General features: G+C 41.6%; 21 protein-coding genes. 9 read left to right on the top strand and 12 right to left on the bottom strand.

Going from position 1 to position 25,462, the window contains the following annotated elements; translation table 11 throughout:
• The first annotated feature begins 53 nt into the window (after positions 1–53).
• Positions 54–923: a 6-carboxytetrahydropterin synthase gene (locus Q4533_RS16790; protein ID WP_102436809.1), complete on the top strand. Its 870-nt coding sequence runs from the start codon at positions 54–56 to the stop codon at positions 921–923.
• A 50-nt stretch (positions 924–973) separates the two neighbouring features.
• A complete protein-coding gene (locus Q4533_RS16785) occupies positions 974–1,837 on the top strand; it encodes a M23 family metallopeptidase (protein ID WP_102436811.1) in 864 nt (287 codons plus the stop codon).
• A gap of 82 nt (positions 1,838–1,919) precedes the next feature.
• Here Q4533_RS16785 and Q4533_RS16780 read toward each other — a convergent pair whose 3' ends face one another.
• Complete coding sequence (locus Q4533_RS16780; protein WP_102476610.1) at positions 1,920–2,480, bottom strand: VOC family protein; 561 nt, start codon at positions 2,478–2,480, stop codon at positions 1,920–1,922.
• 84 nt (positions 2,481–2,564) lie between these two features.
• The gene (locus tag Q4533_RS16775) at positions 2,565–3,071 is read right to left on the bottom strand and encodes a murein L,D-transpeptidase family protein (RefSeq protein WP_102436814.1); all 507 of its coding nucleotides are present in this window, start codon (positions 3,069–3,071) and stop codon (positions 2,565–2,567) included.
• A 172-nt stretch (positions 3,072–3,243) separates the two neighbouring features.
• On the opposite strand from Q4533_RS16775, the gene Q4533_RS16770 reads away from it, so the two are divergent.
• On the top strand, positions 3,244–4,104 hold the full coding sequence (locus Q4533_RS16770) for an ion transporter (RefSeq protein ID WP_102436816.1): 861 nt from the start codon (positions 3,244–3,246) through the stop codon (positions 4,102–4,104).
• Entirely contained in the window at positions 4,101–5,609 is a 1,509-nt protein-coding gene (locus Q4533_RS16765; protein WP_102436818.1) for an MATE family efflux transporter, read from the top strand. Before Q4533_RS16770 ends, Q4533_RS16765 begins: the two co-directional genes overlap by 4 nt.
• A 149-nt stretch (positions 5,610–5,758) precedes the next feature.
• On the opposite strand, the gene Q4533_RS16760 is transcribed toward Q4533_RS16765, so the two are convergent.
• The 4 genes from Q4533_RS16760 to Q4533_RS16745 form a co-directional block, all read right to left on the bottom strand.
• On the bottom strand, positions 5,759–5,977 hold the full coding sequence (locus Q4533_RS16760; protein ID WP_102436820.1) for a DUF2986 domain-containing protein: 219 nt from the start codon (positions 5,975–5,977) through the stop codon (positions 5,759–5,761).
• A gap of 205 nt (positions 5,978–6,182) precedes the next feature.
• Positions 6,183–6,638: a hypothetical protein gene (locus Q4533_RS16755; protein ID WP_102519629.1), complete on the bottom strand. Its 456-nt coding sequence runs from the start codon at positions 6,636–6,638 to the stop codon at positions 6,183–6,185.
• A 152-nt stretch (positions 6,639–6,790) separates the two neighbouring features.
• Positions 6,791–7,147, bottom strand: coding sequence for a glutathione S-transferase N-terminal domain-containing protein (locus Q4533_RS16750; protein ID WP_102436824.1), 357 nt, complete (start codon positions 7,145–7,147; stop codon positions 6,791–6,793).
• A 199-nt stretch (positions 7,148–7,346) separates the two neighbouring features.
• On the bottom strand, positions 7,347–10,496 hold the full coding sequence (locus tag Q4533_RS16745; protein ID WP_303503419.1) for a DUF748 domain-containing protein: 3,150 nt from the start codon (positions 10,494–10,496) through the stop codon (positions 7,347–7,349).
• Between the two features lie 331 nt (positions 10,497–10,827).
• On the opposite strand from Q4533_RS16745, the gene Q4533_RS16740 reads away from it, so the two are divergent.
• From Q4533_RS16740 to Q4533_RS16725, 4 genes are all read left to right on the top strand, one after another.
• Positions 10,828–11,259 (top strand): GNAT family N-acetyltransferase, encoded by a 432-nt coding sequence (locus Q4533_RS16740; RefSeq protein WP_303503417.1) that lies wholly within the window; start codon positions 10,828–10,830, stop codon positions 11,257–11,259.
• An 89-nt stretch (positions 11,260–11,348) separates the two neighbouring features.
• Positions 11,349–12,050: a DUF445 family protein gene (locus Q4533_RS16735; protein ID WP_102436830.1), complete on the top strand. Its 702-nt coding sequence runs from the start codon at positions 11,349–11,351 to the stop codon at positions 12,048–12,050.
• Positions 12,051–12,138: 88 nt separating this feature from the next.
• Positions 12,139–12,489 (top strand): VOC family protein, encoded by a 351-nt coding sequence (locus tag Q4533_RS16730; protein ID WP_102436832.1) that lies wholly within the window; start codon positions 12,139–12,141, stop codon positions 12,487–12,489.
• Positions 12,489–12,683 carry a DUF1289 domain-containing protein gene (locus tag Q4533_RS16725; RefSeq protein ID WP_102436834.1) on the top strand — a complete coding sequence of 65 codons (195 nt, stop codon included), beginning with the start codon at positions 12,489–12,491 and terminating at the stop codon, positions 12,681–12,683. The genes Q4533_RS16730 and Q4533_RS16725 overlap by 1 nt, the downstream gene beginning before the upstream one ends.
• Before the next feature lie 103 nt (positions 12,684–12,786).
• Here Q4533_RS16725 and Q4533_RS16720 read toward each other — a convergent pair whose 3' ends face one another.
• The 6 genes from Q4533_RS16720 to Q4533_RS16695 form a co-directional block, all read right to left on the bottom strand.
• Positions 12,787–13,278 (bottom strand): GNAT family N-acetyltransferase, encoded by a 492-nt coding sequence (locus tag Q4533_RS16720; protein ID WP_303414242.1) that lies wholly within the window; start codon positions 13,276–13,278, stop codon positions 12,787–12,789.
• 153 nt (positions 13,279–13,431) lie between these two features.
• Positions 13,432–15,096: an asparagine synthase B gene (gene asnB, locus Q4533_RS16715; protein ID WP_102436838.1), complete on the bottom strand. Its 1,665-nt coding sequence runs from the start codon at positions 15,094–15,096 to the stop codon at positions 13,432–13,434.
• 438 nt (positions 15,097–15,534) lie between these two features.
• Entirely contained in the window at positions 15,535–17,217 is a 1,683-nt protein-coding gene (locus Q4533_RS16710) for a M28 family metallopeptidase (protein WP_303503414.1), read from the bottom strand.
• A gap of 202 nt (positions 17,218–17,419) precedes the next feature.
• Positions 17,420–18,166 carry an HAD-IIA family hydrolase gene (locus Q4533_RS16705; protein ID WP_102436842.1) on the bottom strand — a complete coding sequence of 249 codons (747 nt, stop codon included), beginning with the start codon at positions 18,164–18,166 and terminating at the stop codon, positions 17,420–17,422.
• A gap of 184 nt (positions 18,167–18,350) precedes the next feature.
• Positions 18,351–21,161 (bottom strand): FAD-binding and (Fe-S)-binding domain-containing protein, encoded by a 2,811-nt coding sequence (locus tag Q4533_RS16700; protein ID WP_102476605.1) that lies wholly within the window; start codon positions 21,159–21,161, stop codon positions 18,351–18,353.
• A gap of 71 nt (positions 21,162–21,232) precedes the next feature.
• Positions 21,233–22,885 (bottom strand): L-lactate permease, encoded by a 1,653-nt coding sequence (locus Q4533_RS16695; protein WP_303503412.1) that lies wholly within the window; start codon positions 22,883–22,885, stop codon positions 21,233–21,235.
• Between the two features lie 696 nt (positions 22,886–23,581).
• On the opposite strand from Q4533_RS16695, the gene Q4533_RS16690 reads away from it, so the two are divergent.
• On the top strand, positions 23,582–25,186 hold the full coding sequence (locus Q4533_RS16690; RefSeq protein ID WP_303503409.1) for an FG-GAP-like repeat-containing protein: 1,605 nt from the start codon (positions 23,582–23,584) through the stop codon (positions 25,184–25,186).
• Positions 25,187–25,462 lie beyond the last annotated feature (276 nt).

Below are 25,462 nucleotides of genomic sequence, written 5' to 3'. Positions count from 1 at the left end.
TATTTGGGACACTTTTAAACTGAGACGGACTGTTTTTCTGTCTAGGAGCTTGAATGCAACTGTTTGTAAAAGATTTAACCGTAATCGACTTTTCTTATTTATGTCCAATTCGGGGCATGGTGGGCGAAAGCTGGATTGTTGATGTATTGCTTGATGGTGGTTTAGATGAGCAAAATATGGTGCTCGATTTTTCTAAAGTCAAAAAGACCATCAAAAGCACCATTGATGATGTAGCAGATCACCGACTATTAATACCTACCGCATGCAGTGACGTTCGTTGGCAGCAGCAGGGCGACAGAGTATGGATGGATTTCACCAGTCAGCAAGGTGATATTCATCTGGCATGCCCATCACAAGCCTTTGCGCTTATACCTACTGAAGTTATCGATTTTGAAAGCGTTAATGCCTTTTTAATTAAAGCATTACGTCAGGCACTGCCTGATAATGTTCAAGGCATTAGCTTAACTTTGCGCACCGAAGTGCTTGAAAGCCCTTATTACCACTACACCCATGGTTTACGAAAGCATGACGGTAACTGCCAGCGTATTGCTCACGGTCACCGTAGCCCTATAACTGTGTTTGAAAACGGCATTGCTGCGCCTAAATGGGATAAATACTGGGCCGATCGCTGGCAAGATATTTACTTGGGCAGTGAAGAAGATGTTGTCTCTGTGCACGCCTTAGCATTATCACCGCAAACCCGTATCTCTGATGACAGCCATTTGGGCTTTCATTATCAAGCCCCACAAGGTGACTTTCAATTGGCAATGCCCAAAGCGAATTGTGACATCATTCCCCACGACACCACCGTTGAGTTGTTAGCACAATTTATTGCTGACACTATGGCTGCTAAATCTCCAGATTCTGTGTTCAAAGTCATTGCCTTTGAAGGTGTGGGTAAAGGCGCCATCGCCGTTAAGTAAACTTAGCATTTTGAGTGTGAGCTGAATTAGCAAGGATTAAGGTTATTTATATGTTTTTGAAGGGATTAAAACTATCTTCATTGGTTATGGTTACGCTGTTTTCTGTTGCCAGTTATGGCAGTATTAATTTACAAGGCAAGTTAGAGCAAGGCGCGTTAGTGCGTGGCACTGTTCCTGCTGGTAGCGCAGTCAAGCTTAATGGCGAAGTGGTAAAAGTGACTCCAAAAGGCCAATTTGCTATTGGTTTTGAGCGCGAAGCAAAAACAGAGCAGCTGCTAGAAGTGACTTATCCTGATGGGTTAACACAACTTAAACCACTGACAATTGCGAGCCGTGAATATAAAATTGATCGCTTAACCGGCATTAGTAAAAAAATCATGCAGCCAGATCCTGTGGCGCAAGCTAGAGCTGCAAAGGACTCAAAGCAAACTCGCGCCGCACGTAATGTGTTCAGTGAGCAAGATGCCTTTATGCAAGCGTTTATCTGGCCGGTAACTGGCAGGATTTCAGGGGTTTATGGTAGTCAGCGAGTTTACAATGGTAAGCCGGGTAACCCGCATTATGGTGTAGATGTTGCCCGTCCTACGGGAACGGTTGTCGTGTCTCCGGCTGATGGGGTTATTACCTTATCAGTGCCAGATATGTTCTATTCAGGTGGCACGTTAATCATTGACCATGGATATGGTATTAACTCGACTTTTTTACATCTGAGTAAGTTATATGCCAAAGAAGGTGATGTGGTCACTCAAGGCCAACCACTAGCTGAAATTGGTGCGACAGGGCGGGTGACTGGACCGCATCTCGATTGGCGTTTGAACTGGTTCCAAAAGCGTCTGGATCCCGTGTCAATTGTGCCGTCAATGGAGAGTGTGCTTGCGGCTGAAAACAAGGCTAAAACCGCAGAAAAGCAATAAGCCAATATTACGACAAATAACCCTTCTTAAACAGGGCTGGTACTTAAAGCCGTTATGTTAATAACGGCTTTTTTATGCCGTTTTAATTTAGCTCGCTCGCAATAATGGCTTCGATCCCTAATGGATGCACTTTGACGCAAATGCCCTCGGCTTTAAAGGCAATTGTGGGATTGGCTAAGCGTTCATTATCCCCTTTAGGCGAGCTTTGCTTAACTTTAATGGCTGTTTCACCAGCGATGATAGGGGCGAGTGTCGGTACTTTTTCAACTAACTCGGTAACTAATTGCTCGCAGGTTTGTGCAGTAGAAGGCATGACTAGCTCAACATGTTCCCAGCCTTCAACGGGATAGCTTTTATCTGATGGGTAGGGCAGCTCAACACAAGTAACGTTTTTATCTGCCAGTGTCAGTGGCTGGGTCAGTTTAATGATCAATATCGGTCGGCCGTTAATCATATTATTCGAAATCACTTCACCGTGCTCACTGAATTGCTCTGTGAGTAATTTTGCTTTATCTGCGTCATTGACTCTTAAAGCGCAGTGATCACATTCAAGAGACAGTTTATCTAAACCAAGTTGGCTAATGAAGGCCTCAATGCGTGCGCTAAATTCTGGCCAAGTTTCTATTAAATAAGGGTAATTCATCGGTAGTATCCGTTTGTATAGGCTGGAGTATTAGTCGCACTCAACCGCTATCACGATATTGTTAATATTATTAAGCTGTGAAGGTTAAGGCCAAATTTCGATTGGGGTGCCTTCTTCGATGACTCGCCACAACTCATCCATTTCTTTATTAGTCACCGCAATACAGCCGTTAGTCCAATTGTATTGCTGAGCTTGTTCAGGGGGTAATTCTGAGTTGGGGTTTTGACCGTGGATCATAATCATGCCGCCAGGACTAACACCTAGGGCATTGGCACGTAATTTATCTTCTTCATTAGGGTAAGAAATATGAATTGATTTATAAAATGCACTGTCTGACTTTTTATAGTCTAAAACATAGCGGCCTTGGGGAGTGCGTTGATCGCCTTCTTTAAATTTATGGCCTTGTGGGGCATCGCCCATGGCAATTTGATAGGTTTTTAATACCTTGCCTTGCTGGTAGATAGACATTTTAGCTTCTGACTTGTTCACAACAACTAAATCAACTTTTGCTTGAGTTAATTTATCAACAGACGCAAGAACCGTACTAGACTGTAAAATGACGATAAAAATAAGGGATTTAACCAAGCGCATGCAGACTCCAAAAAAGCAGGATTTTCTAATTTGTTTTATGTTAATAATGTTAACATGAGTATCAGTTCAAAATATGCTTCGCATAAAAATGATTAGAGCAGATATCGTTAGTGATAATACCTTACTTTTTCCTTAGGGCGGTATTAAATTTAAGTGGATTGTAGAGTAACCCATGACGTTAGAAGATAAACACGATAACCATTATAAAAAGCAAATCCGAACCATTATATTTGGTACCGACACCCCTTTGGGTAAAGGCTTTGATATAACACTGATTATTTGTATTTTACTCAGTGTAACGCTGATTGTCTTAGACACGATAGATAGCGTTCATGCTCAGTATGGCCAAGCGATTTATTACGCTGAATGGGGGTTTACTTGGTTATTTACCTTTGAGTATTTGCTGAGAATATACGGCTCACTTAATCGCTGGTCCTATATGCGTAGCTTTTATGGCATTGTGGATTTAATGTCAATTCTGCCAAGCTTTTTAGCGCTGATTATCCCAGGAGCCAATATTTCATTGGCCTTTAGAGTATTACGGTTATTCAGAATTTTCAGAGTGTTAAAGTTATTACGCTATTTAAGTGAAGGCAATATTTTACTTAAGGCGATGATCCACGCTAGACGCAAAGTCTTCATCTTTTTCTTTTCAGTGAGTCTGATTATTATGGCGCTGAGTGTGGTGATGTATGTGGTTGAGGGGCCAAGTAACGGGTTTACTTCGATCCCTAAATCCATGTATTGGACTATCGTTACCATAACCACGGTTGGATATGGTGATATCACTCCGCAAACCAATTTAGGCCAAGCCATTGCATCGCTGACCATGTTGATAGGTTATTCTATTATTGCGATACCAACGGGAATATTAACTGCTGAAATTTCCCATGAAATGGGCGCAGAAAGAGAACTGAATAAAGATTTAAGAAAATGTAGTAACTGCGGCGCTCGTGGTCATCAATTACATGCATTGTTTTGCCATCACTGTGGCAGTGAGTTAGAAATCAGCAACCTTGAAGGGGAGTCATGACCGAAGCTAAATTTGTTCAAGGGCCAATATTTCGTCATATATTGGTTATGAGCTCCACCGCCGCAGTGGGAATTTCTGCGCTGTTTGTGGTGGATTTATTAGATATCTTTTTCCTCAGTTTGCTCGGTGAGTTGGAATTAGCTGCCGCCGTGGGTTATGCCGGGGCGATTTCTTTTTTTACGACTTCAATTGGGATTGGTTTATCCATTGCGCTTGGGGCGCTTGTCTCCCGTGCTGTTGGCGCTAAAAATATGGTGCTAGCTAAAAGAATGTTGCTTAACAGCGCGTTGATCTCTCTGCTAACCAGTATTTTTGTTGCGATTGTGGTGTTTATATTTATTCCCGAGTTACTGGCTCTCATTGGCGCAACGGGGAAAACTGCGGTGTTGGCGCAAAGTTATCTGCAAATTTTGGTGCCTTCTTTACCTTTTATTTGTTTAGCTATGGCGTTAGGTGGCGCTTTAAGAGCCATTGGCGATGCGAAATTGTCCATGTTGTCTACCTTAGCGGGTGGCGGTGTAAATCTGGTACTAGATCCGATATTCATTTTTGCCTTAGGGATGGGCATTGAAGGCGCAGCAATTGCCTCAGTTATTGCCCGAATTGCGGTATTTGTGGTCTCTGCCAGAGGGGTCATTGTGAAGCATAAGATGTTAGGTCAGTTTAACCGTCAGCATTTTGTTGAAGATATTAGCATTGTTTATTCCATTGCTCTGCCTGCGATGATTACCAATGTGGCGACACCAATTGGTAACGCGGTGGTCACTAAAGCGGTTGCTGATTTTGGTGACAGTTATGTTGCTGGTTGGGCGGTGCTTGGTAGGTTAATCCCCGTAAGCTTTGGGATGATTTTTGCTTTAAGCGGCGCAGTAGGGCCTATTATCGGGCAAAACTATGGCGCGCAAGAATTTGAACGAGTAAAAGAAAGCTTAACGAAGGCGATTCAATTTTGTTTTGTTTACGTGTTAGTGGTGTCGTTATTGCTGTTTTTATCCAGAAATGTGATTGTGTCAGCCTTTGATATGAAAGGTGACGCGGCAGATATTATTTTGTTTTTCTGTAAATACATTGCAATATTTTTCGTGTTTTCAGGGGTGTTATTTGTCGCTAATGCCGCATTTAATAATCTTGGTAAACCCAAATACTCAACTTTTTTTAATGTAGGTAAAGCGACCTTAGGCACCATTCCTTTTGTTTATTTTGGCGCGCAAATGGGCGGCGTATACGGCGTATTAATTGGTCAAGCGATTGGGTCTATTTTATTTGGTGTTGGCGGAGTGTGGTTGGGTTATCGTTTGGTTGATAAGCTTCAAGCGGCTTCACAAGGGCCTCAGCAGCTAATTAAGCCACAGACCATTGATGATGAGATTGAATTAGAAATGAGCCCGACCAGCTCACCGCAGTCGTCATCATATATTCAGTTAGCGCAATTAAACGAAGAGCCATTGTGTGAAGAGATTGTCCGTGATGGGGATTTAGATAACCCGCGAACGCCGAAAAGCTAGTGCATCACAGATTGACTCAAGTCGCTGTCTGAATGCTGCCTTGTAAAACTCAATGGGCAACAAGATGTAAAAAGCCCTCAACATAGTATGTTGAGGGCTTTTTTAATAATCTTTTTATAAAGGTCTTTTTATAAAAACCTTTGTGGCGATTAAGCTTGGGTATTTTCCTTGGCTTCAAGCACTTCAGCTGCAGAGTTGTTGTCTGCTGCTAACAATTGTTGCTCTTCTTCTAAAGCAATTCGCGCTCGCTCAGCTTTTGAAATATAGCCAACCTTTGGATTTTTTTGCGGATTATCCGGCGTAATTTTATTTTTTTTGGCTTTAGCCCGCTTGGCGGTCTTTTTTATCATTAGCTGTTTTCTGTTCATGATACTTGGTAACTCTTTTAAAAAGTGCCAGCAGGGCACGATTTGGAAAATAAAATTAGCTAGTGGTGCGCTAAGCTAAATGTCTTGAATAGCGCTAAGTTTAGCGCAATCTACTATGGGTATACAGTATAACTGCGTTATTTATTGATCTTGTGCTAATTAGCCAGTTTGAATGTTAATGGAATTAACATTTAGGCACCGAAGGTTAATACTTACGGCTAAATTTCTGAATGTCGGCTGCAGTTGCACCATCATTGCATTCGCCTCGAATCTCACCTCTGCCTTCACTGACATTGCGATGAAGTACAATATAGCCTTCTTTACAGTAGCCATTCATATCGAGGGTTTTCTCTAGACCTAAATCCACCTGAGCACTCCATAGCGCCAAAAAGTCGGCTCGACGCTCCTGTTCTCTTGCATAACTGCGGGCATCTTGCTTACGGCGATCAATACGCTGCTGATGTGGCAGTGGATCTTCTATACCGCGGTCTGTTGCATTAGCGACCTTAGCTTTATAAGTAAATAGTTTGATGCCTTCGCCTTTTATTGATGAGCTAAAGGTATCTCTATATTTACCTGCGAATAATTCGGGATCGGGTGCTTGGGTTGCACATGCACTGAGGAGTAATGTACTGGTAAGCGTAAATAAAAACTTGAACACTAAATTAATCCTTCTGGATTTTATCTGTAAAAAATAGCTGTCAGATATTGGCGATGGATGATTGGGGGCTTGAGGCTGCTTGTTATCAAGGGCGTAAAACAAATGTACTGGCTTAAATCAATTCAAGCCAGCAGTTATCTCAATAAAAGCGCTTAAGCGTATTGTTTCGATAAATAAGCAATAATGTCCTTAGACTCATACATCCACTGAGTTTGACCATCTTGTTGTATTTTTAAACATGGCACTTTTAAGTGACCGCCTTCATTAACCAGTTGCTGTTTATGAACGTCTTGTTTGGCATCAACTGTAGCAATATTAAGGCCTTGGCGGCGAATTGAACGGCGCACCTTAACGCAAAAAGGACAAGCGGCATATTGATAAAGGGCTAACGACTTTGTTTGCTCATCAATTTTAGCTTGTTCAATGATAGGTCGCTGACGCTTTTTAGGAGGGAAAACAAAGTTAAGTAATAAGATGATACGGCCAAGGATCCAACGAATGACAAACATACTGCTTCCTTAAATATTCAGTTTTAATAATTGATCTTGTTATTTTATGTAATGGATTAAACAGCTTTTGCGATAATCCATTTTTACCGCAATCCATTTTGCCACAGTTTACGTGATGTTTATCACAGAGAACAGCACTGTATCTATTACAGTGCTGTTCTAAAATGTTAGTGACGCTCTGTTTTGAATCGAATTTTACTTAGTTAGCATCCAGACTTAAGGTCGCTAAGGCCGCATTTTTGTCGGTATTGACTCTGCTTTCTAAAATAAACACTCGACTTGGGTCGATTTGAGCCTGCTCTACCAAAAAGGTTTTAACCGCGTTAGCACGTTGCTGAGCTAATTCGCCGAGTTCGTCTTCTGAGATATCTTGCTGATTAAGAGTAAAGTTATATAAAGCGATGTGCCAGCGGGTTTGAAGCTCGACACTGTCAATTTGTGGGTGCTCTTCACTAATGGCTTGTTTAATTAACTGCGGATCTAGTTGTAAATCTGATTGATATAAAGCTATTAATGCGTCAGTTAATGGCCCTTGCTGAGGGTATTGGCTAGCAGATAAATCCGCCGGTAATTCCTCTGCGGGTATTTGTGCTAATTGCGCCAGCTTTTGATGTAACTGCTGTACTTGCAAGGCTTGTTGGTCGTTAACTAAATCAACGTCACCTCTAACATTAAGCTTCAGTAGCGGTCTATCGTTAAGGGCCTTTGCCAGTGATGTTAATGTGCTTTGCTGCTTATCAGTAATATCAAATTGACCATAATCAAATGCAATTTTATCCATCTCGTCATCATCACCGCCAACTAAACCTGCCAACAGTGAAAACGGCGCTGTGATGGCTTTGGTAATGACGTTAGTGATAGCGGTCATCACAATGCCGCCAATGCTGAAACTTGGCGAGTCTAAATCACCATCAACATCAACCCCGAGGTCTATCACACCATGTCGGTCTTGTAATAGGGCAATGGCTAAGGTGATAGGCAAAGAAGTGGCGAGGGAGCTATCCGTGGGTTTACCCAGTTGTAATTGATCAATAACCAAATGATTACTACCCACTAATTGATTATTTTCTAGCTGATAATTAAGCGCTAGCGACAATTGGCCCTTGTCGATGTAATAGCCCGCGTAGGTACCAGAATAGGGGTTAACTGAAGTGAGCTCCACCTTATTAAAGGCTAAGTTTAAATCAAGGTATGGGTTAGCTAATAGCGGGTTTACATCGCCTTTTAACGTCACAGGGGCATATTTATCGATTTTACCGGCTAAATCAACTGAAGCTCTAGTGTCTGGATTGGAAGATAATTGGGTGATCTCACCATTAAGTTGCTCAATTCCTGAGGCAAAGTTTGGTGTTAATGAATTATCGGCAAAGAAGGCGGAGCTATCTTTAAAAGCAACTCTATTAATCGATAAGTTAAATGCTGCTTCAGTGGTATCTGAGGTGGCGACTTGGGCGTTGATTTGTGCTTTTGCCTCATTGTTTGAAGATAATGCGGCCTCTGCAGGTGCTGCTTCGGTGACGATCGTACTATCAGCGGGCTGAACTTGGCTAACGACTAAATCGGCAATGTTAGTGCTTCTATCTTCAGCAATGATCAAACGGCTAAATAGGGTATCAAACAAGATTTCATCAATGGACAGGGATTTAGCGTGTTGATCAAACTTAAGCTCACTAACAGTCATCGCTTGCCAGTTTAGCAGAGGCTGTTTAAGCAAATTATCTTTTATCTTTAAATCAATGATTGAAGCTTGGCCTTGATAGATTAATTTATCCTTAGTATCGGCACTGATATGACCTTTGGTACTGAAAAAACCGGATTCAAGGGTGATGTTCATAAATGGCGATATATAGGGCTGTAACTTAGTTAAGCTGGCATTTTGATAATCAAGTTCGGCTTCTAAATTGATATTTTTAGCATCAAATTGGCCGCTAGAATCAATGCGGCTTTGATTATTGATATCAACGCCCATCTGGTAGCTTAGGGGTAATGATAGATCAGATTTAAATTGCTCTGTTGACAGTGATAAGCCACTAAACAGCCAATAATTTTCAAGCTCAGTGGCAACACTTTCAGTGACTTCAATTTTATAGTCACTTAGGTTCAGTTTATTTAACGTGACTAGCCATTGTGGTTCACTTTCAGTATTTGAGTTTGGCTCAATGACGTCAGTGTTAGCGTTTTTAGGTGCATTAATCGTTGAATTAGCTGCAGGCTCTGAGGTGCCTAAAATGTGCTCAAGCTGTTCAAGTTTTGGTGAGAATAAATTCACGAAATTGATATTCTCTGGCGCTGCAGTAAGCCAGAAGTCAGCATTGTTTGTTTGCAGCTCATTGATATCAATGCTGCGCTTGGCCGTTGATACGGTTATCCCATTAAGAGCAAGTAAACCAATACTGGCTACGTTTCTGTTAGCATCTTTGGCGGTTAAATTTTTTAGGGCAAAATCAGTGTTTGTTAGTGAAACTTCTATTGGGGTGTCAGGGCTTTTTTGCGTGATTAAAAAGGTGCTATTGAGCTTGATATCAGCTGATGTCAGGCTAGCCTCAAATAAGCTATCGACCAAACGCCAATAAGGCGTTACTGACAGTGAATTGACATCCAATTGGCCATTAACTATCAGTGGGCTAAGTTGCACTTGGCCATTGAGGGTAATTTTACCGGTTTGATTATCTTCAAGCTTCAATGAAAATTGATTGGCGTTAGTGCTGCTATCTAATAGCGCCGTGGTGCTAAATTGCTTTAGTAATATTGATATCTCGTTATAGCTTAAAGCTGAATCGGTAATGGCATCGGTAATCTTAATATTTGCATTGGCAAAAGTGAAATTGTTGATGTTGAAGGAGATAGGGTCACTGTCATTGGGCTCTGGTTTAACTTCTTCATCAATCGAATTGTTGGCTAAGGTGGTGACAATATCTGAAAAATTATATTGGTAAGCACTATTAGAACCGTTAGCGCTTGACGCAAATCTTGCTAAGGCGACATCAGTACCATCAATAGTCAGGTAGTCTAGTGATACATCTAAGTTAAAAAGAGACTTCCACACCATAATATCGGTGGCAATATGGTTAATGTGCATGAAGGTGTTAGCTGTGTCATCTTCTGCGATATTGATGTTATCGACACTCAATTCAAAGCTGAAAGGGTTAATCTTGATGGCTTCAATGCTGACATCTCTACCGAGTAAAGCTGATAGGCTTTTAGGCAGTTGTTTTGTTGCGATAAAAGGGATTAATAATCCTAATATCATGACAAAAATCAGATACAACATCGCAGTGTAAATGACGATTTTTTGGTAACGAGGGCGCTGTTTGAATGCTAATGTTAACGCTTTTAAAGATGACTTCATAAACATCGAGCCTATTGCTGAATAATGGCTATAGTTGAATTTAGACATTTTAACCAAATTAAGGTTCAGTTACTCGTCGGTTTTAAAACTTTTTTACAATTTATCTTCATTTGCTTTTTAAATAGACAATTGCGAGGTTACAAATTAAGCTTATGTATTAATGAATAATTTCTTCATTTAGATTTTTGGGCTGCTGTGGTATCAAATTGCCTGTCTTGGTTAGCTATATAGATTAATCAATGCTTTATCTCGTGGTGTAATAGCCAAGGGTAATTTCTTACTCAGATGTAGCAACTGTATGGTTTGATTCTCTTAAAAAAAGGATGCAAGGATGCAAATTAGACTCGCTTCTGAACTTGATCTCAATGTTCTAGTCACATTATTTGATGATTATAGGCAAAGTTTAGGCTTTAATGCTGAACCGCAAAAATGTCGCCACTTTGTTACCTCCCGTTTAGCTGAAAATGATTCGATGATATTCGTGGCGTTAGAAGATGAACAAGCATTAGGCTTTGTTCAGTTATACCCATCCTATTCTTCTTTATTATTAAAATCGGTTTGGTATTTTGATGATGTGTTCGTTGCTGAAGAGTTTCGAGGCAAGGGGATCGCGACTGCTCTGCTCGATAAAGCTAAAACGTTAGCACTAGGCACAGAGGTCCTTTTTGTAAAACGAACTCAGGTCAATAAAAATGAGCTAAGCTCAAGCTTGACGAATATGACTGAAGTTGAGGGAATGTACCTTTACCACAGTGAACTTTAGTTATAAATTTTATTATTGAGTCAGCCCCTAGTATAACCTTTGGAAATTGATAAAATGCCAAAGGTTTTTTTATGTCCGAGGATTTTAGATTGAACAAGAGTTTAATAGTCAATGTCATCGCCGCTGCATTAGTTGTTGCGGGGCATTTTTTAGCTTTACCAGTGGTTTTTACTATTGGTTTATTTGCCTTGTCAGGCGCAGTGACAAACTGGCTGGCAGTGCATATGTTATTTGAAAAAGTACCAGGCTTATATGGCTCAGGTGTGATCCCATCTCGCTTTGAAGAGTTTAAAGGTGGCATTAAGCATCTGATGATGGAGCAGTTTTTTACTCAAGAAAATATTGATAGATTACTGACGGAAAATAATGCTTCAGCAATAGACTTAACACCCGTTATTGAAAAGGTGGATTTAGAGCCATCATTTGATGCGTTAATCACTACAGTAGAGCAATCATCATTTGGTGGAATGCTAGCAATGTTTGGCGGTACAGAAGCTTTAATACCGTTAAAAGAGCCTTTTATCGAAAAAATGAAGCTATCGCTGACTGACCTTGCTCAAAGTGAAGCGTTTAATCAAATCCTTATAAACGAGTTAGAACAGCCCAACGTGATGGCGGACTTACAAGCGAAAGTCGCAAATATTGTTGAGCAACGTTTAAATGAATTAACCCCAGAAATGGTTAAAGATATTATTCAAGAAATGATCCGTAAACATTTAGGCTGGCTGGTTGTTTGGGGCGGCGTATTTGGCGGTATCATTGGTGCTGTAGCGGCGTTAGTACAAGCGTAAGTTTTCTTGCTTTGCTCGATTAATAATCGACAATAGTCCTAATCTCCACTACTTTATAAGCGAGTGAGTTTAAATTGAAGGAGTGCCAATGTCCCAGCATCATAAGATTAACTATATAGAATTACCTGTTAAAGACTTGATCAAGACAAAGGCATTCTTTACCGAAGCATTTGGTTGGCAATTTAAAGATTACGGCCCTGAATACAGCTGCTTTTTAGATGTAGGTATTGAAGGCGGCTTTTATGTTGCTGATGAAAACTTCAAGGTGAGCCGTGGTAGCCCACTTATCGTGTTATACAGCCAATGTTTAGAAACTAGCCAGCGGAACATTATTGCTGCTGGTGGCAGTATTGTTAAAGCGATATTTAACTTTCCTGGCGGAAAACGATTTCATTTTGACGATGTTAACGGCAATGAATATGCCGTTTGGTCAGAATAATGATCGCCTCCAGTGGCCCGAATGGCCCACGTAATCCTTGTATGGCAAATTGCTGCTTAGATGAAGCTGATATTTGTCTTGGTTGCCACCGAAGCTATGATGAAATTCTTGCTTGGCATACTATGAATGATGCTGAAAAATTGGCTTTAGTTGATAGTTTAAAAATTAGGGCAGAGCAAAGAAAGCCCTATTAATCGAGCGATTTAATTTATGCTGATTAAAAAGCGCTGCTAAACGACATGTTTAGCAGCGCTTTTTGGATAATGGGGCTTTTAAATCATCATGGGTTTAGAGTTATTATTCGATCTCAGTTTTGAACAGTTTGAAGCCGCGAGCTTGATAATTGAGTAAGGCACTAGGATGATCTAAAGAGCAGGTATGAACCCAGACGCGTTGGGTGCCTGAAAGTGCCCATGCATTCTCAATGGCTTGGCTTAGTAAATAACCGCCCATTCCTTGGCCGATAAAACGATTGCCTAAACCAAAATACATGATTTCAACGTTACCCTGTGCTTGTTGTTGCAGCTCAAAGTAGCCCGCTGGTGAGCCTTGAAAATAAGCCACATACAGATGCAAGTTGTCAGCCTCGCTGTAAGCTTGCCATTGCTCATCAGTCCAAGACAACTTGTCGGTCCATTGCCAAGCACTCCCCACAAACTGATATAAAAATTTATTAAATTCAAATTGTTGTTTTTCAGCTTTGATGACGGTGAGATCTTTAGCATCTAATTTGGGATTGAATTGTTCAAGGCAAAGCATTTCAAGATGAAAAATGGAAACGGCAGTCATAGTGGCTTTTTATATGGTGGAAGTTGTAGCTGCAGTTTAACTGGAAACGAATAAAGTTTGAATTGAATCATTAATGAAAATTGGTGAACAGTAACTAAAACAGCCACCTATAATTTAGATGGCTGTTAAATGACTTATGACACTAGATTATGCTTAATAAGCACTGTCATGCACATTTTTAACGGCACGGCCTGATGGGTCGTTAATGCCTTGTAAGCTTGCATCCCAAAGTAAGGCTTCAGGGGTTGAGCAGGCTACCGTTTTGCCTCCTGGCACTGTTTCGGCTGCGGTTTCTAGGGGGAAGAACTCTTCAAAGAAACAGCGGTAGTAATAAGCTTCTTTAGATTCTGGGGTGTTGTATGGGAATCTAAATTTAGCATTTGCGAGCTGCAAGTCATCAACTTGTTCTGCGGCAATATCTTTTAGGCCGTCAATCCATGAATAACCAACACCATCACTAAATTGCTCTTTTTGACGCCATACCACTTCATGGGGAAGAGCGTGTTCAAAGGCTTCACGTAAAATGTTCTTTTCAATGCGGCCATCTTTAGACATCTTGGCTTCGGGGTTAATGCGCATTGCCACATCCATAAACTCTTTATCTAAGAATGGTACACGGGCTTCTAGTCCCCAAGCTGCCATGGCTTTGTTAGCACGCAAGCAATCAAATAAATGTAATTTATCCAGCTTTCTGACTAATTCTTCATGGAATGCCTGTGCATTTGGCGCTTTATGAAAATACAAGTAACCACCAAATAATTCATCAGCCCCTTCGCCTGACAGTACCATTTTAATACCCATAGCTTTAATTTTACGGGCCATTAAATACATAGGTGTCGCCGCACGAATGGTGGTGACATCATAAGTTTCTAAGTGGTAAATCACTTCTTTAATCGCATCTAAACCTTCCTGGAAGGTGAAATGAATTTCATGGTGAATAGTGCCAATTGAATCAGCAACTTTTTTGGCAGCGATTAAATCTGGTGCGCCTTCAAGTCCCACTGCAAATGAATGCAGTTGCGGCCACCAAGCATCGGTTTCACCGTCGTTTTCGATACGATGCTTAGCATAAGTTTGAGTAATCGCTGAAATTACCGATGAATCTAGGCCGCCAGATAACAATACCCCATAAGGGACATCAGACATTAATTGACGTTTTACAGCGGCTTCTAGCGCATCACGTAATTCTTCTTTGCTGGCTGGGTTATCTTTTACTGCGTCATAATCACGCCAGTCACGGTGATAATACTGGGTTAAATTGCCATCTTTTGAGAAATGGTAATGGCCTGGTTTAAATTCTTCAACGGTTTTACATACTGGCATTAGAGCTTTCATTTCTGATGCAATATAGTAGTTACCTAAGCTATCGCGGCCTGAATACAATGGAATAATCCCCATGTGATCACGGCCAATTAAGAAGGCATCTTGAGTTTTATCGTAAAGCACAAACGCAAAAATACCGTTTAATTTATCTAAAAAATCGACACCGTATTCTTGGTATAAGGCCAAGATAACTTCACAATCAGAGTTGGTTTTGTAGCGGTATTTGTCGCCTAACTCAGCTTTCAGTTGTTTGTGGTTATAAATTTCACCGTTAACCGCCAGCACAATGGTTTCGTCTTCACTGATTAATGGCTGAGCGCCATGATCGACATCGACAATGGCAAGTCTTTCATGGGCAAGAATGACTTTATCATCGGCATAGACACCAGACCAGTCTGGTCCACGGTGACGCAATAGCTTAGACATTTCTAAAGCCACTTGACGCAATTCTTTAGCGTCTGATTGGATATCTAAAATCGAAAAAATTGAACACATAATGTGGCTCCAGCAAATATCAGGTTAAATCTAATTTAAAAGGTCACTTAAAATTGATGATTACAAACTTAAGGATCTGTATCTGAAATCTACTTTGACAGCATTTTTATCAGTGTACAAACTCTTTTGTTGAATTATTCTTGTTAAATTAGCCTTTTGGTGCGGCAAAATCTAACTTTGAAGCTATCTATTTTGAGGATCGTTTAAATATAGTGTGTTTTTGTTGAGGTATCTATATTTAACGGTGTGGATATAGACTCAGATTTTATGATTATGGAATCAAAATTAATAAATAAAAAACCAATAAAAACATTGTTATTTTGGGTGTTATTTGTACAAAAATGCCGCTTTATGATTAACACAAAACGGCATTGCTGATTTTATCTTTTTATTGGCATGCTCAAATTAAGCGCCAAGTTCACGAAAATTTATTTGGCCCTAGTTGGTTATTGACTCAGTTTTCGCTGGTCGAAGGCGATTAAACTCAGAAGCTTCATAGTAACCAGGCCAATCTTGGCTGTTGGCTAATGTTTCTGCCGCTTGGTAGTACACGCTAATATCTTGCAGCGCGCCTGATAAGTCCCACTCTTCACGGTAATGATCACAGACGTTGTGGTAGCAGCCTTTCATTAACTTTTGCATTTGCTGTTTGTATTGGGCAGTTTGCTCATCTAACGGCACACTACCACCACCGGCAAATACAGCTGGGACACCGAGTTTTGCAAAACTGAAATGATCTGAGCGGAAAAAACCACCTGATGCAGGATTGCGTTCACGGGTGACCGTTCTATTTTGCGATGTCGCTATCTCTGTTAAATAGCGTTCAAGTTCAGATTGGCCTTTACCCACTATGGTGTAATCTTGGGTTTTACCATAAACATTGGTGCTGTCTAAATTAAATACCGCCACCGATTTATCAATAGGATAGATAGGGTTCGCGGCATAATAGCGTGAACCTAATAAGCCTTGCTCTTCACCTGTGGTGGCAATAAAGGTAACTGAACGTTGTAAGGGGTTTCCTGCTTTTGCCTGTTTGGCAAACTGGCGGGCAATTTCCATAATACCCGCGGTGCCAGTGGCATTATCAAGTGCGCCATTGTAAATATTGTCGCCGTCTTTAGTTGGGTCAACCCCAAGGTGATCCCAGTGAGCTGTAAATAACACATGTTCATCTGCGGCATCGCTACCTGGTAAGGTGGCCACAACATTGTAACTGTCGGCATACTCTGCCTTGCTGCTATAGGCGATATCTGCGCTTTGCTTAAGATCGATGTTTATGGCGCTGTTAGCGGCTCTGGCCATTAAAGTATCAAGCTCAAAGCCTGATTTTTTGAATAAGGCAGTAGCGCTGTCCATGGTTATCCAACCTTCAACCGCAATGCGCTCATCTTGTACCGCTTTACTGAATACCAAGTCTTGCTGTGGACCTGTCCAGCTATTTTCAACAACTGACCATGGATATGCCGCAGGTGCAGTATCGTGAATGATGATAGCGCCTAAGGCGCCTTGGCGGCTGGCTTCTTCGTACTTGTATGTCCAGCGACCGTAGTAGGTCATTGCTTTACCGTTAAACTTTTTCGATTCTGGGTTAGCAAAGCCTGGATCATTAACTAATATAACGGCAATTTTACCCGTCATATCAAGACCGTCATAATCATTCCATTGGTATTCTGGAGCGTTAATACCGTAGCCAACAAACACTAATGGGGCATTGCTAATATTGACCCCGCCTTTATCATGGCGGGTGCTTAGGACGATGTCTTTGCGATATTTAAGCTCAATGCCGGCTAAACTGACCGCTTGTTGCTCACTGGCGGTGTAACTGACCATGGGCACTGGTTGTAGATAACTGCCTTGATAAGCCCCTTGTAAGCCCATTTCTTCAAAAGCTGCTGTTAGGTAATCTAAGGTTAATTTTTCGCCGTGAGTTGTTGGCGCTCGGCCTTCAAATTCATCTGAGGATAAGGTTTTAATATCTTGTCTAAAACGCGCTTCATCAAAAGTGATGGTGCTGGTTTCTGATGCTAATTGCTGACTTTGTAAACTTTGATTGGTATCAGTACTTTGTTGGCTGCAGGCGCTTAAAAGGGTAAGTGCGCATAAGGGGAGTATTTTCTTCATAGGTCTTATTCCTATTGTTATCGTTTTTATGTGTTATTGCAGGTTTACAGGCTATATTTGTAGACGATATTTCAGACAAAACTACAGCGGCATAAAGGCAATAAAGATTATTGTAGCCGCATAATGAATCAAGCCTATGCATCACACAAGAGCATAGGCTTGAAATTATGTTACCTAATGTTAATCAACAGGAAATAATGGCTTAAACCACATCAATATCGCCTGCGCATTTGAACACATGGTTAGGTCTAAATGGCTCTTTATCAATATCGGTAAATTGACTAACGCCACTGGTAACCAAGATGGTTTCTAGTCCCGCTTGAAATCCAGCTAAAATATCCGTGCGCATGTTATCGCCAATAATGATGGTGTTATCTGAATGACCTTTTATGTGATTAAGTGCTGAGCGAATAATCCACGAACTGGGTTTGCCCACATAAAAAGGCATTTTGCCAGTGATACGCTCAATGGGTGAGCATAATGCGCCGCATGCAGGACTATAAGCTGGCCCGTGAGTATCAGGATTGGTGGCAATAAAACGCGCTCCTGCAGCTATAAATTTTGATGCTTTATGGATCATGTCCCAGTTAAATGAACGGGTTTCACCGACAATTACAAAATCAGGATTAATATCTGTGATGGTAAAGCCTGCATTGTAAAGTTCATGGGTGAGGGCGCCTTCACCAATCACATAGGCTTTACTGCCTTGTTGATGCTTTAAAAAGTCAGCGGTGGCCATGGCTGAGGTATAAAAACAGGTTTCAGGAACGTTAATGCCTGCAGCGCCAAGGCGATTTTGTAAGTCTTTTCCGGTTTGCACAGGGTAATTGGTGAGAATAACCAGTGGGTTGCCTTGTTCAAGTACCCGATGAATAAACTTGTCACTTCCTGGTATGAGCTTGTTGTCGTGCAGTAAAACGCCATCAATGTCGCAGATAATATTTTTCATACACTCGCCTCGAGTCTTAATCTTTAATGCTATCCATAAAAGGTTTTTTGCCCATTCATACAAACATAATTTGCGCGATAAATCATCTAAATCAATCGAGGAGGTCGTTTTAATTGGCACAAAAAAAAGCACTGAATTGATAATATCAACTTCAGTGCTTTTTATACTTGCTTAGCTTAAATGCCTAGCGAGTACATTCTTCCAGTAGGTATGCTAAATGGCGATACGAAATGCCACTGTGCTGGGTCAAGCCCACTTCACAGGTTCTGTTAGCGTAGTAACCTTCTTTGGTTTCAGCTGGGATCAGCTTTTTAATATTACGCAGGGCGCTGGCATTAATTTCTGGTTTATAAAGACCTTTTTCACCGGCATAACCACAACAAGCAATACCATCTGGCAATACCACTGTTTCAGAACAGGCATCAGCAATGGCTTGAAGTTTTGGCTCAAGTTTCATCTTGCGGGCACTACAACCTTGGTGCAGGGTCACGCTAGATTTCTTGGTGATACTTGGTTTAATGTTCGGCAAAATATTGTCGTGCATGAACTCAACTAAATCTGTAATCGCTACTTTAGGATTACCGGTTAGAGTGCGATAAGTACAAGACAATGCGTCAACAAGCACAGGGACTTTACCGTTTTCGCTTAGCTCACTCAGGGTATCAATCAGTTCATCACGCTTAGCATCCGCATTTTTGAAATCACCTTTTGACTCCCACAATTGGCCACAACACAGCTCACGAGTATTGTCTGGGGTGATCACGTTGTAGCCTGCACGTTCTAGCAAAGTCACAACTACTTCTGGCAGCGTTACCTTGTTAGGGTCTTTTGGTGTCGGGCCAAAAGTACGACCGCCACATGCAGGGAAGTACAATACCGTCTGCTGACCAGGAATATGAGCCGATGGTTTAGCGACTTTGCCGCCCTTAGGAAAGTCAGGATTCCAATATGGCACTTCTTTAGTGATCATACGGCCGACATTCATAATTGAGTTGGTGACACCATCACCAGTGATTTTATGAATAACACCTAAGGCGTCAAAGCCTGTACTGATCGCTTGGTTAACTAAACCAAAGTGATTAGCTTGAAAGTCGAGTACTTTTTGCTCTGTCGTAGTAATGTGCGGAGTACGCAATTTACGCACCAAATTACCCATGCTGTTGTCAACTGGACAAGCAATAGTACAAAGCTGACAAGCTGCACAAGTATCAATCACGTCATACTTTGAGCTGACGCGCATTGCTTCGGCGGCTTCTTTTTCACCCGATTGCTCTAAACGCTCAATTTCACGCAAGGTTGCGATACGTTGACGAGGGGAAAAGTTTAGCGCTGAAGTTGGGCAGGTTTTTTCACAAAAACCACACTCAATACAACGATCGACAAAGTCATCCACAACTGGGCAAGGTTTAATATTTTTAACATGAACTTCGGCGTCATCGTTTAATAACACACCTGGGTTCAATAACGTGGTTGGGTCGAAAATATGCTTAATTTGTTTCATTAACGTATAAGCATCAGCACCCCATTCCATTTCTACAAATGGCGCGACAGCACGGCCGGTACCATGCTCAGCTTTCATTGAGCCATCGTACTTATTAATCACCATTTCAGCCACATCTTCCATAAACGCATGGAAGCGCTTGATATCAGCGTCGCTGGCAAAAGTTGGGGTGATAATAAAGTGGAAGTTACCTGCCAATGCATGGCCGTAAATAACCCCTTCAGGGTAGCCGTGCTTATGGAATAGTGCGGTTAAATCAGCCGCAGCTTGTGCAAGGTGTGGTAATTCAAATGCCACATCTTCAATGATAACTGAAGTACCTTTTGGGCGCGCGCCGCCAATAATTGGGAATAACCCCGAGCGCATTGCCCAGTATTTACTAAATACCGCAGGGTCGGCACTGAAGGTAATTGGGCGCTCAGTTTTAATATGAGCTATTTTAGCGGTTACTGTTTCAGTGTATTGCGCTAAGGTTTCTGAGTCATTTGCGCGACATTCGATAAGTAAAATCGCCGAACCTTCAGGCAAATGTGACAACCACTCTGGCATGCCAGGTTTACCTGTTACGGCTTTAATCGATGCCCAGTCAAGTAATTCTACTGCTGCTACCGCATCAATGTTTAATGGTGGTACGGCGCTAGCGGCATCTTCCATACTGAAAAATACTGCCATGGCAGAAGCTTTAAATTTCGCTTCTTCCACAGTGTGGTAGGTCACTTCATTAACGAAAGCCAGTGTGCCTTCTGAGCCCACAATCAAGTGGTTAATGATGTCAAATGGGTCGCTATAGTCAATTAACGCATTGATACTGTAACCCGTGGTATTTTTGATAGAGAACTTTTTCTTAATTCGCGCCGCAAGGGTAGGGTTATTTTGCGTCATTTCTGCTAAGTCCATTAACGACTGCAGTAACTCACCATGTGTTGCTTTAAATGCGGCTTTAGACTGATCACAGCCAGTATCAAGTTCAGTACCATCGGCAAAGATTAACTTAGCTGATGCAATGGTCTGATAAGAGTTTTGCGCAGTACCACAGCACATACCCGAGGCATTGTTAGCGACAATACCGCCAATTTTGGCAGAGGTTAAGGTTGCTGGATCTGGACCGATTTTCTTGTTTAATGGCTTTAAGGCTGCGTTAGCATCAGAGCCGATAACTGCTGAGCCTAAAGTGATTTTTTGGCTGTCTTCAGTGATTTCAATTTTTCTGAAGCCATCATGACCTAAGATAAGCAAAATACCTTCACCAATGGCTTGGCCTGATAAACTGGTACCAGCAGCGCGATAAGTCACAGGGACTTGATGTTTATTGGCAATTTCTAGCGTGGCTTTAACTTGCTCGACGTCATCTGCATGAACAACAATTTCAGGGACAATTCTGAAATAACTTGCATCTGTTGACCAAGCGAAACGACGTACAGGGTCGTTACTAACGGCATCTTTGCCTAACTTAACCAATAACTCATCCATGACTGTTTGATAATTAATAGTCATATTTTGTACTCATATTTTGTTATCTACAATGAGAGCAAGCAACCTGATGATTGCTTGCAATTAATTCAATCTTAGAAACCGCCCCAAGCGACTGCGATAGTACCAGCAACAAAGGCATAAACTAGTGCGATAGGCATGGTCTTACGAATGATTTCTGATTCGCGACCTGCCATGCCAACAACAGTAGCAGCAGCAACAACATTCATGACACACATCATGTTACCTGCGTTAGCGCCAATACCTTGGAGTGCTAAAACTAGCGCATGGTTCATTCCAATGTTGTCTGCAACAGAATATTGTAGTCCAGAGAACATCATATTAGAGAAAGTGGCAGAGCCAGATAAGAACGAACCGAAGATACCCACAACCGGTGCTGTCCATGCCCATACCGCGCCCATAGTGTTAGCCAGTAAGTCAGCTAGTGCTACAGGCATTGATGCTAAGTTTGCGCTGTTTTCACCTGAGTTAAGGAAAATTTTCACCATAGGTACTGAAGCACCTAAAGAAATAATCGTAGGCAGCATTGAAGAACAAGATGTGGTGAATGATTGCTTAATAGATTTGCTATTCATTTTGAATAATACAAAACCAATTAAACATACCACGATAAAGAAAATACCAGGGGCATAGAAGGTCGCAAAACCTGCTTTTAATTCAGTACCGAGTAAGCCAGTCCAGCTGATATTGAAGCTGTTTAAGAAGGCTTTGAATGGTTCAACAACACGTGACAAGACCAATAACGCAGCCATGATGAGGTAAGGAGACCATGCTGCCATTTGGCTGAATTTAGCAGGGGTAGCAGACTGCTCTGTTACCGCGGCATTATCAAAGTCAGATTCAGCAAAATCATGCCAAGGTTTTGATGGCAGTAACCAACCTTTTTTAGCTACAGGAATAACCACAGCCATGCCGACTAATGCACCAATCACTGATGGGAATTCAGGACCTGCAAAATAGTTAATTAACCAAGCGGGTACAGTGAATGCTAGGCCGGCAAAAATAGCGAACTTCCAAACTTGAAGACCTTCAAGGAAAGACTTGTTTCTACCAAAGAACCCGGTTAGTACGCACACCATGACCAAAGGCAATAAACTACCAGTGATTAAGTCAATGGTGATCATGTGCATTGCAATATACTGAGCGTAGTCAGCAAAATTACCGCCATGTTGGGCGATTTGAACAGCAGCCATGTTCACGCCGCCTTCAGTTAATCCTTGCTCGATACCAAATAGCACAGGCAAACCAATAGCACCAAATGACACAGAGGTTGAGTCAGCGATCAATGCCACAACGGCAGATGCAATCGGCGGAACACCCAGTAACACTAATAGTGGCGCACCAATCGCTGCAGGGGTACCAAAACCAGCTGAGCCTTCAATGAATGAGCCAAACAACCAACAGATAATAATGACCTGAACACGAGCATCAGCACTAATATTGGTAAAACCAGCGCGGATAGTATCCATTGCACCAGAATATTTAAGGGTGTTAAGTAAAAATACAGCACCAAAAATGATGGTGAGAGGAGTGAGTGCGGATAACAGTCCCTCTACCACTGAGGCGGCGATTAAAGTGGTATCCATTTGCCAAATAAATAAAGCAGCTAAGCCGGTAGCTACCATAGATATCGGCATCGCTTTCGATGCGGGCATACGTAATAAAACTAAAAACACCATGACACTGATGATTGGTGTCAGACTTGCGAGCAGTTGTAATATGGTCATGCGTACCTCTATTGGAGTGCATATTATAATATTTTAGATTTTTACTAGTTTAAGTGACTTTGTTAACGAAAGCGTAAACCCATTATTCGCTTTTGCTAAAGTGGCTACAATAGACTGCATTTAGGGATGTTGCTTTTTGATCGAGATCATCTAGATGAACATTGTTTAATACTCTAGCTCAAAGTGTGAGCTGTAATTGTAGCGGGTATCACTTATAGTGATGAAGATCTCATTTTTTAGCATGGTTACAATGCGATTATTCTGTAATTTTGTGTTAAAGAAGTTAAATTGTCTGTTGTGATTGTTTGCTGCTCAAGTATTTTATGGCTTTTGATAAGCCCCCCAAGGCTCTTTTTACTGCCTAACTGACGTCATCAATATCTAAGAACTCAATTTTTGAGTTAGCCCCAAAGAGGTATAATTCAAGGTGATTATTTAACGTTAGCTATTTTATCTCTTCAGAATCCGCCTTGTGGTCAAATCCGCTGACACCTTTATTTTATCGCGACTACCCGCTTTACATTTCTTTAACTTGTCTTGACGTAGTTTGGCTAGCTTTTCATTTATAATGATTTAAGAACAATGTGTTGATTAAAAAATCATTATAAAAGTGCGCAAGGTCACATTTTGATAGCGACCTAAACAGCCTCGAGATATCCAAATTAACAATAACAACTTCAGCAATAGGGAATACTGATGGATTACAATAAATCGCGACCAAACTTATTCACACTTCTCGTAACAATAACACTGGCGCTGCAAGCTTGCGGCGGTTCAGATGATAGTACTGGCTTACCCACAGACGAGATAGTCAATCCACCAACCAGCACACCGCCGCAGACCACTCCCACTGAACCCAGTTTAGGCGACTTTGTAGCATTTGGCCCAAGTGAGGTTGTTCGTATTGCCGAAGGTGAGTCTGGTTTTTTAGCAGATTTGGACAGTGGCGATCGTTTTGGCCGCGATCATGACAATGCCGGTGATATTAATGGTGATGGTATTGATGATTTGGTCGTCGGTGCTCGCTCGGATGATGACGGCGCAACGGATGCCGGTGCTGTGTATATTTTATTTATGAATCAAGACGGTACCGTCAAGGCAAATCAAAAAATCTCCATGGTGCAAGGCCGGTTTTCAGATAGCCTAGATGAGGGCGATTTTTTTGGTTATGGCGTTGCTGGCATTGGTGATTACAACGGCGATACTATTCCCGATATTGCCGTATCGGCGCCCGCAGCCAGTATACCGGCTGTGTACATTCTGCACCTTAATCGCGATGGCACAGTCAAATCCATGGTTAAAAATGGCGGTATTGTGGCTCAAGGTCTGAGCGCTATTGGGGATATAAATGAAGACGGTAAAATCGATTTAGTGGCCGCCCAACCCAGTAGTGTTGATGGTGGCAGCATTCAACTGTTATTTTTTGATGAAAATGCAGAGGTTATTGATGATGATATCGTCATCATAGGCAGCAATAAGGGTGGCTTTGGTGATGGGTTAACTGCCAATGATAGTTTTGGCGGTCGAGAGTCAGCGTTGCTTGGGGATCTTGATAATAATGGTACTCAAGAGCTCGCAGTCGGTGCATTTGAGTCAGACAGTGGTATGGGTGCTATTTGGGTTTTGTCTCTTGATAGCGACACTTATGAAGTTGTAGATAAACTGAAAATTGCTCCAGGTCTAGCAGGCTTTGATGAAACCATTCCCTTAGATTCAAACCCTAATGGCACTGCTGGTGGACACTTTGGCCATGCCTTAGTGGCAGCTGGTGATTTAAATGGTGATGGCGTGGCCGATTTAATCACTGGCGCGAATCAATATGGCGCAGGGGTGGGCTATGTATTGTATTTAAACCCCGATAAAAGCGTTAAATCTTATAGCCGCATTAATGAAACCGAGGGCGGCTTTGATTTATCTTTAGCTTCAGAGGAACGTTTTAGCCGCTCAATGTCATTGGTTGATACTAATAGAGAGCAGGGCACTATTACTGTCAACATGGGCGGCGGCGCAGGTGTGACAGGGGCAATATATGCCTTAAGGTTTCAAGCATGTGATTTTAGCATTGAAGCTGAAAATACTTTTTGGAGTGAAGGTAATACACTGTTTTCTAACTGGGATCATGGTAGTCAAACCGTAACCGATGCATTAAATTTTGAGCAATGTAGCGTTAAAGCCTTTGAATATAATGGCACCAATATAACTTCCAAAGTAGAGGATGGTCGCTGTATTATCAAAGATGCTAGTGCAGTATTGAGTATCAGCGATGAAGGCAGTCAAGCCTATCGCCGCCAATGCCTATGAAGCGTTTTAACTGTTTATTGAAAGCGTTTGGAAAACTAAGGTATAAATAAGGCTTAAGTAGCTAAAGTCTAATTAATAATGACTTAATTAAAGCAATGATTTATTACGGGCATGATTAACACTGTTTGTGTTCATCTTGCCCTTATTAATTAGTCATCCTGCCCTTATTGATTAGGGCTAAATCGACCGGACGAGTCATCATAGTATATGAGTGACTACGGTCATCAATCCTGAGCATGTTACTGCACAAAAACAAAACTCAGTACTAATACTCAG

It is taken from the genome of Shewanella sp. 6_MG-2023 (assembly GCF_030547195.1).
Lineage (GTDB): Bacteria > Pseudomonadota > Gammaproteobacteria > Enterobacterales > Shewanellaceae > Shewanella.
Note: the sequence above shows the minus strand (reverse complement) of the source record. Positions and strands in the feature narration are given on the sequence as shown.

Coding starts and splice junctions, on each gene's coding strand:
- Q4533_RS16790 (WP_102436809.1), top strand. CDS start 54: ATGCAACTGTTTGTAAAAGATTTAACCGTAATCGACTTTTCTTATTTA.
- Q4533_RS16700 (WP_102476605.1), bottom strand. CDS start 21,161: ATGACTATTAATTATCAAACAGTCATGGATGAGTTATTGGTTAAGTTA.
- Q4533_RS16780 (WP_102476610.1), bottom strand. CDS start 2,480: ATGAATTACCCTTATTTAATAGAAACTTGGCCAGAATTTAGCGCACGC.
- Q4533_RS16760 (WP_102436820.1), bottom strand. CDS start 5,977: ATGAACAGAAAACAGCTAATGATAAAAAAGACCGCCAAGCGGGCTAAA.
- Q4533_RS16765 (WP_102436818.1), top strand. CDS start 4,101: ATGACCGAAGCTAAATTTGTTCAAGGGCCAATATTTCGTCATATATTG.
- Q4533_RS16745 (WP_303503419.1), bottom strand. CDS start 10,496: ATGAAGTCATCTTTAAAAGCGTTAACATTAGCATTCAAACAGCGCCCT.
- Q4533_RS16710 (WP_303503414.1), bottom strand. CDS start 17,217: ATGAAGAAAATACTCCCCTTATGCGCACTTACCCTTTTAAGCGCCTGC.
- Q4533_RS16785 (WP_102436811.1), top strand. CDS start 974: ATGTTTTTGAAGGGATTAAAACTATCTTCATTGGTTATGGTTACGCTG.
- Q4533_RS16690 (WP_303503409.1), top strand. CDS start 23,582: ATGGATTACAATAAATCGCGACCAAACTTATTCACACTTCTCGTAACA.
- Q4533_RS16705 (WP_102436842.1), bottom strand. CDS start 18,166: ATGAAAAATATTATCTGCGACATTGATGGCGTTTTACTGCACGACAAC.
- Q4533_RS16720 (WP_303414242.1), bottom strand. CDS start 13,278: ATGACTGCCGTTTCCATTTTTCATCTTGAAATGCTTTGCCTTGAACAA.
- Q4533_RS16730 (WP_102436832.1), top strand. CDS start 12,139: ATGTCCCAGCATCATAAGATTAACTATATAGAATTACCTGTTAAAGAC.
- Q4533_RS16725 (WP_102436834.1), top strand. CDS start 12,489: ATGATCGCCTCCAGTGGCCCGAATGGCCCACGTAATCCTTGTATGGCA.
- Q4533_RS16775 (WP_102436814.1), bottom strand. CDS start 3,071: ATGCGCTTGGTTAAATCCCTTATTTTTATCGTCATTTTACAGTCTAGT.
- Q4533_RS16750 (WP_102436824.1), bottom strand. CDS start 7,147: ATGTTTGTCATTCGTTGGATCCTTGGCCGTATCATCTTATTACTTAAC.
- Q4533_RS16770 (WP_102436816.1), top strand. CDS start 3,244: ATGACGTTAGAAGATAAACACGATAACCATTATAAAAAGCAAATCCGA.
- Q4533_RS16695 (WP_303503412.1), bottom strand. CDS start 22,885: ATGACCATATTACAACTGCTCGCAAGTCTGACACCAATCATCAGTGTC.
- Q4533_RS16740 (WP_303503417.1), top strand. CDS start 10,828: ATGCAAATTAGACTCGCTTCTGAACTTGATCTCAATGTTCTAGTCACA.
- asnB (WP_102436838.1), bottom strand. CDS start 15,096: ATGTGTTCAATTTTTTCGATTTTAGATATCCAATCAGACGCTAAAGAA.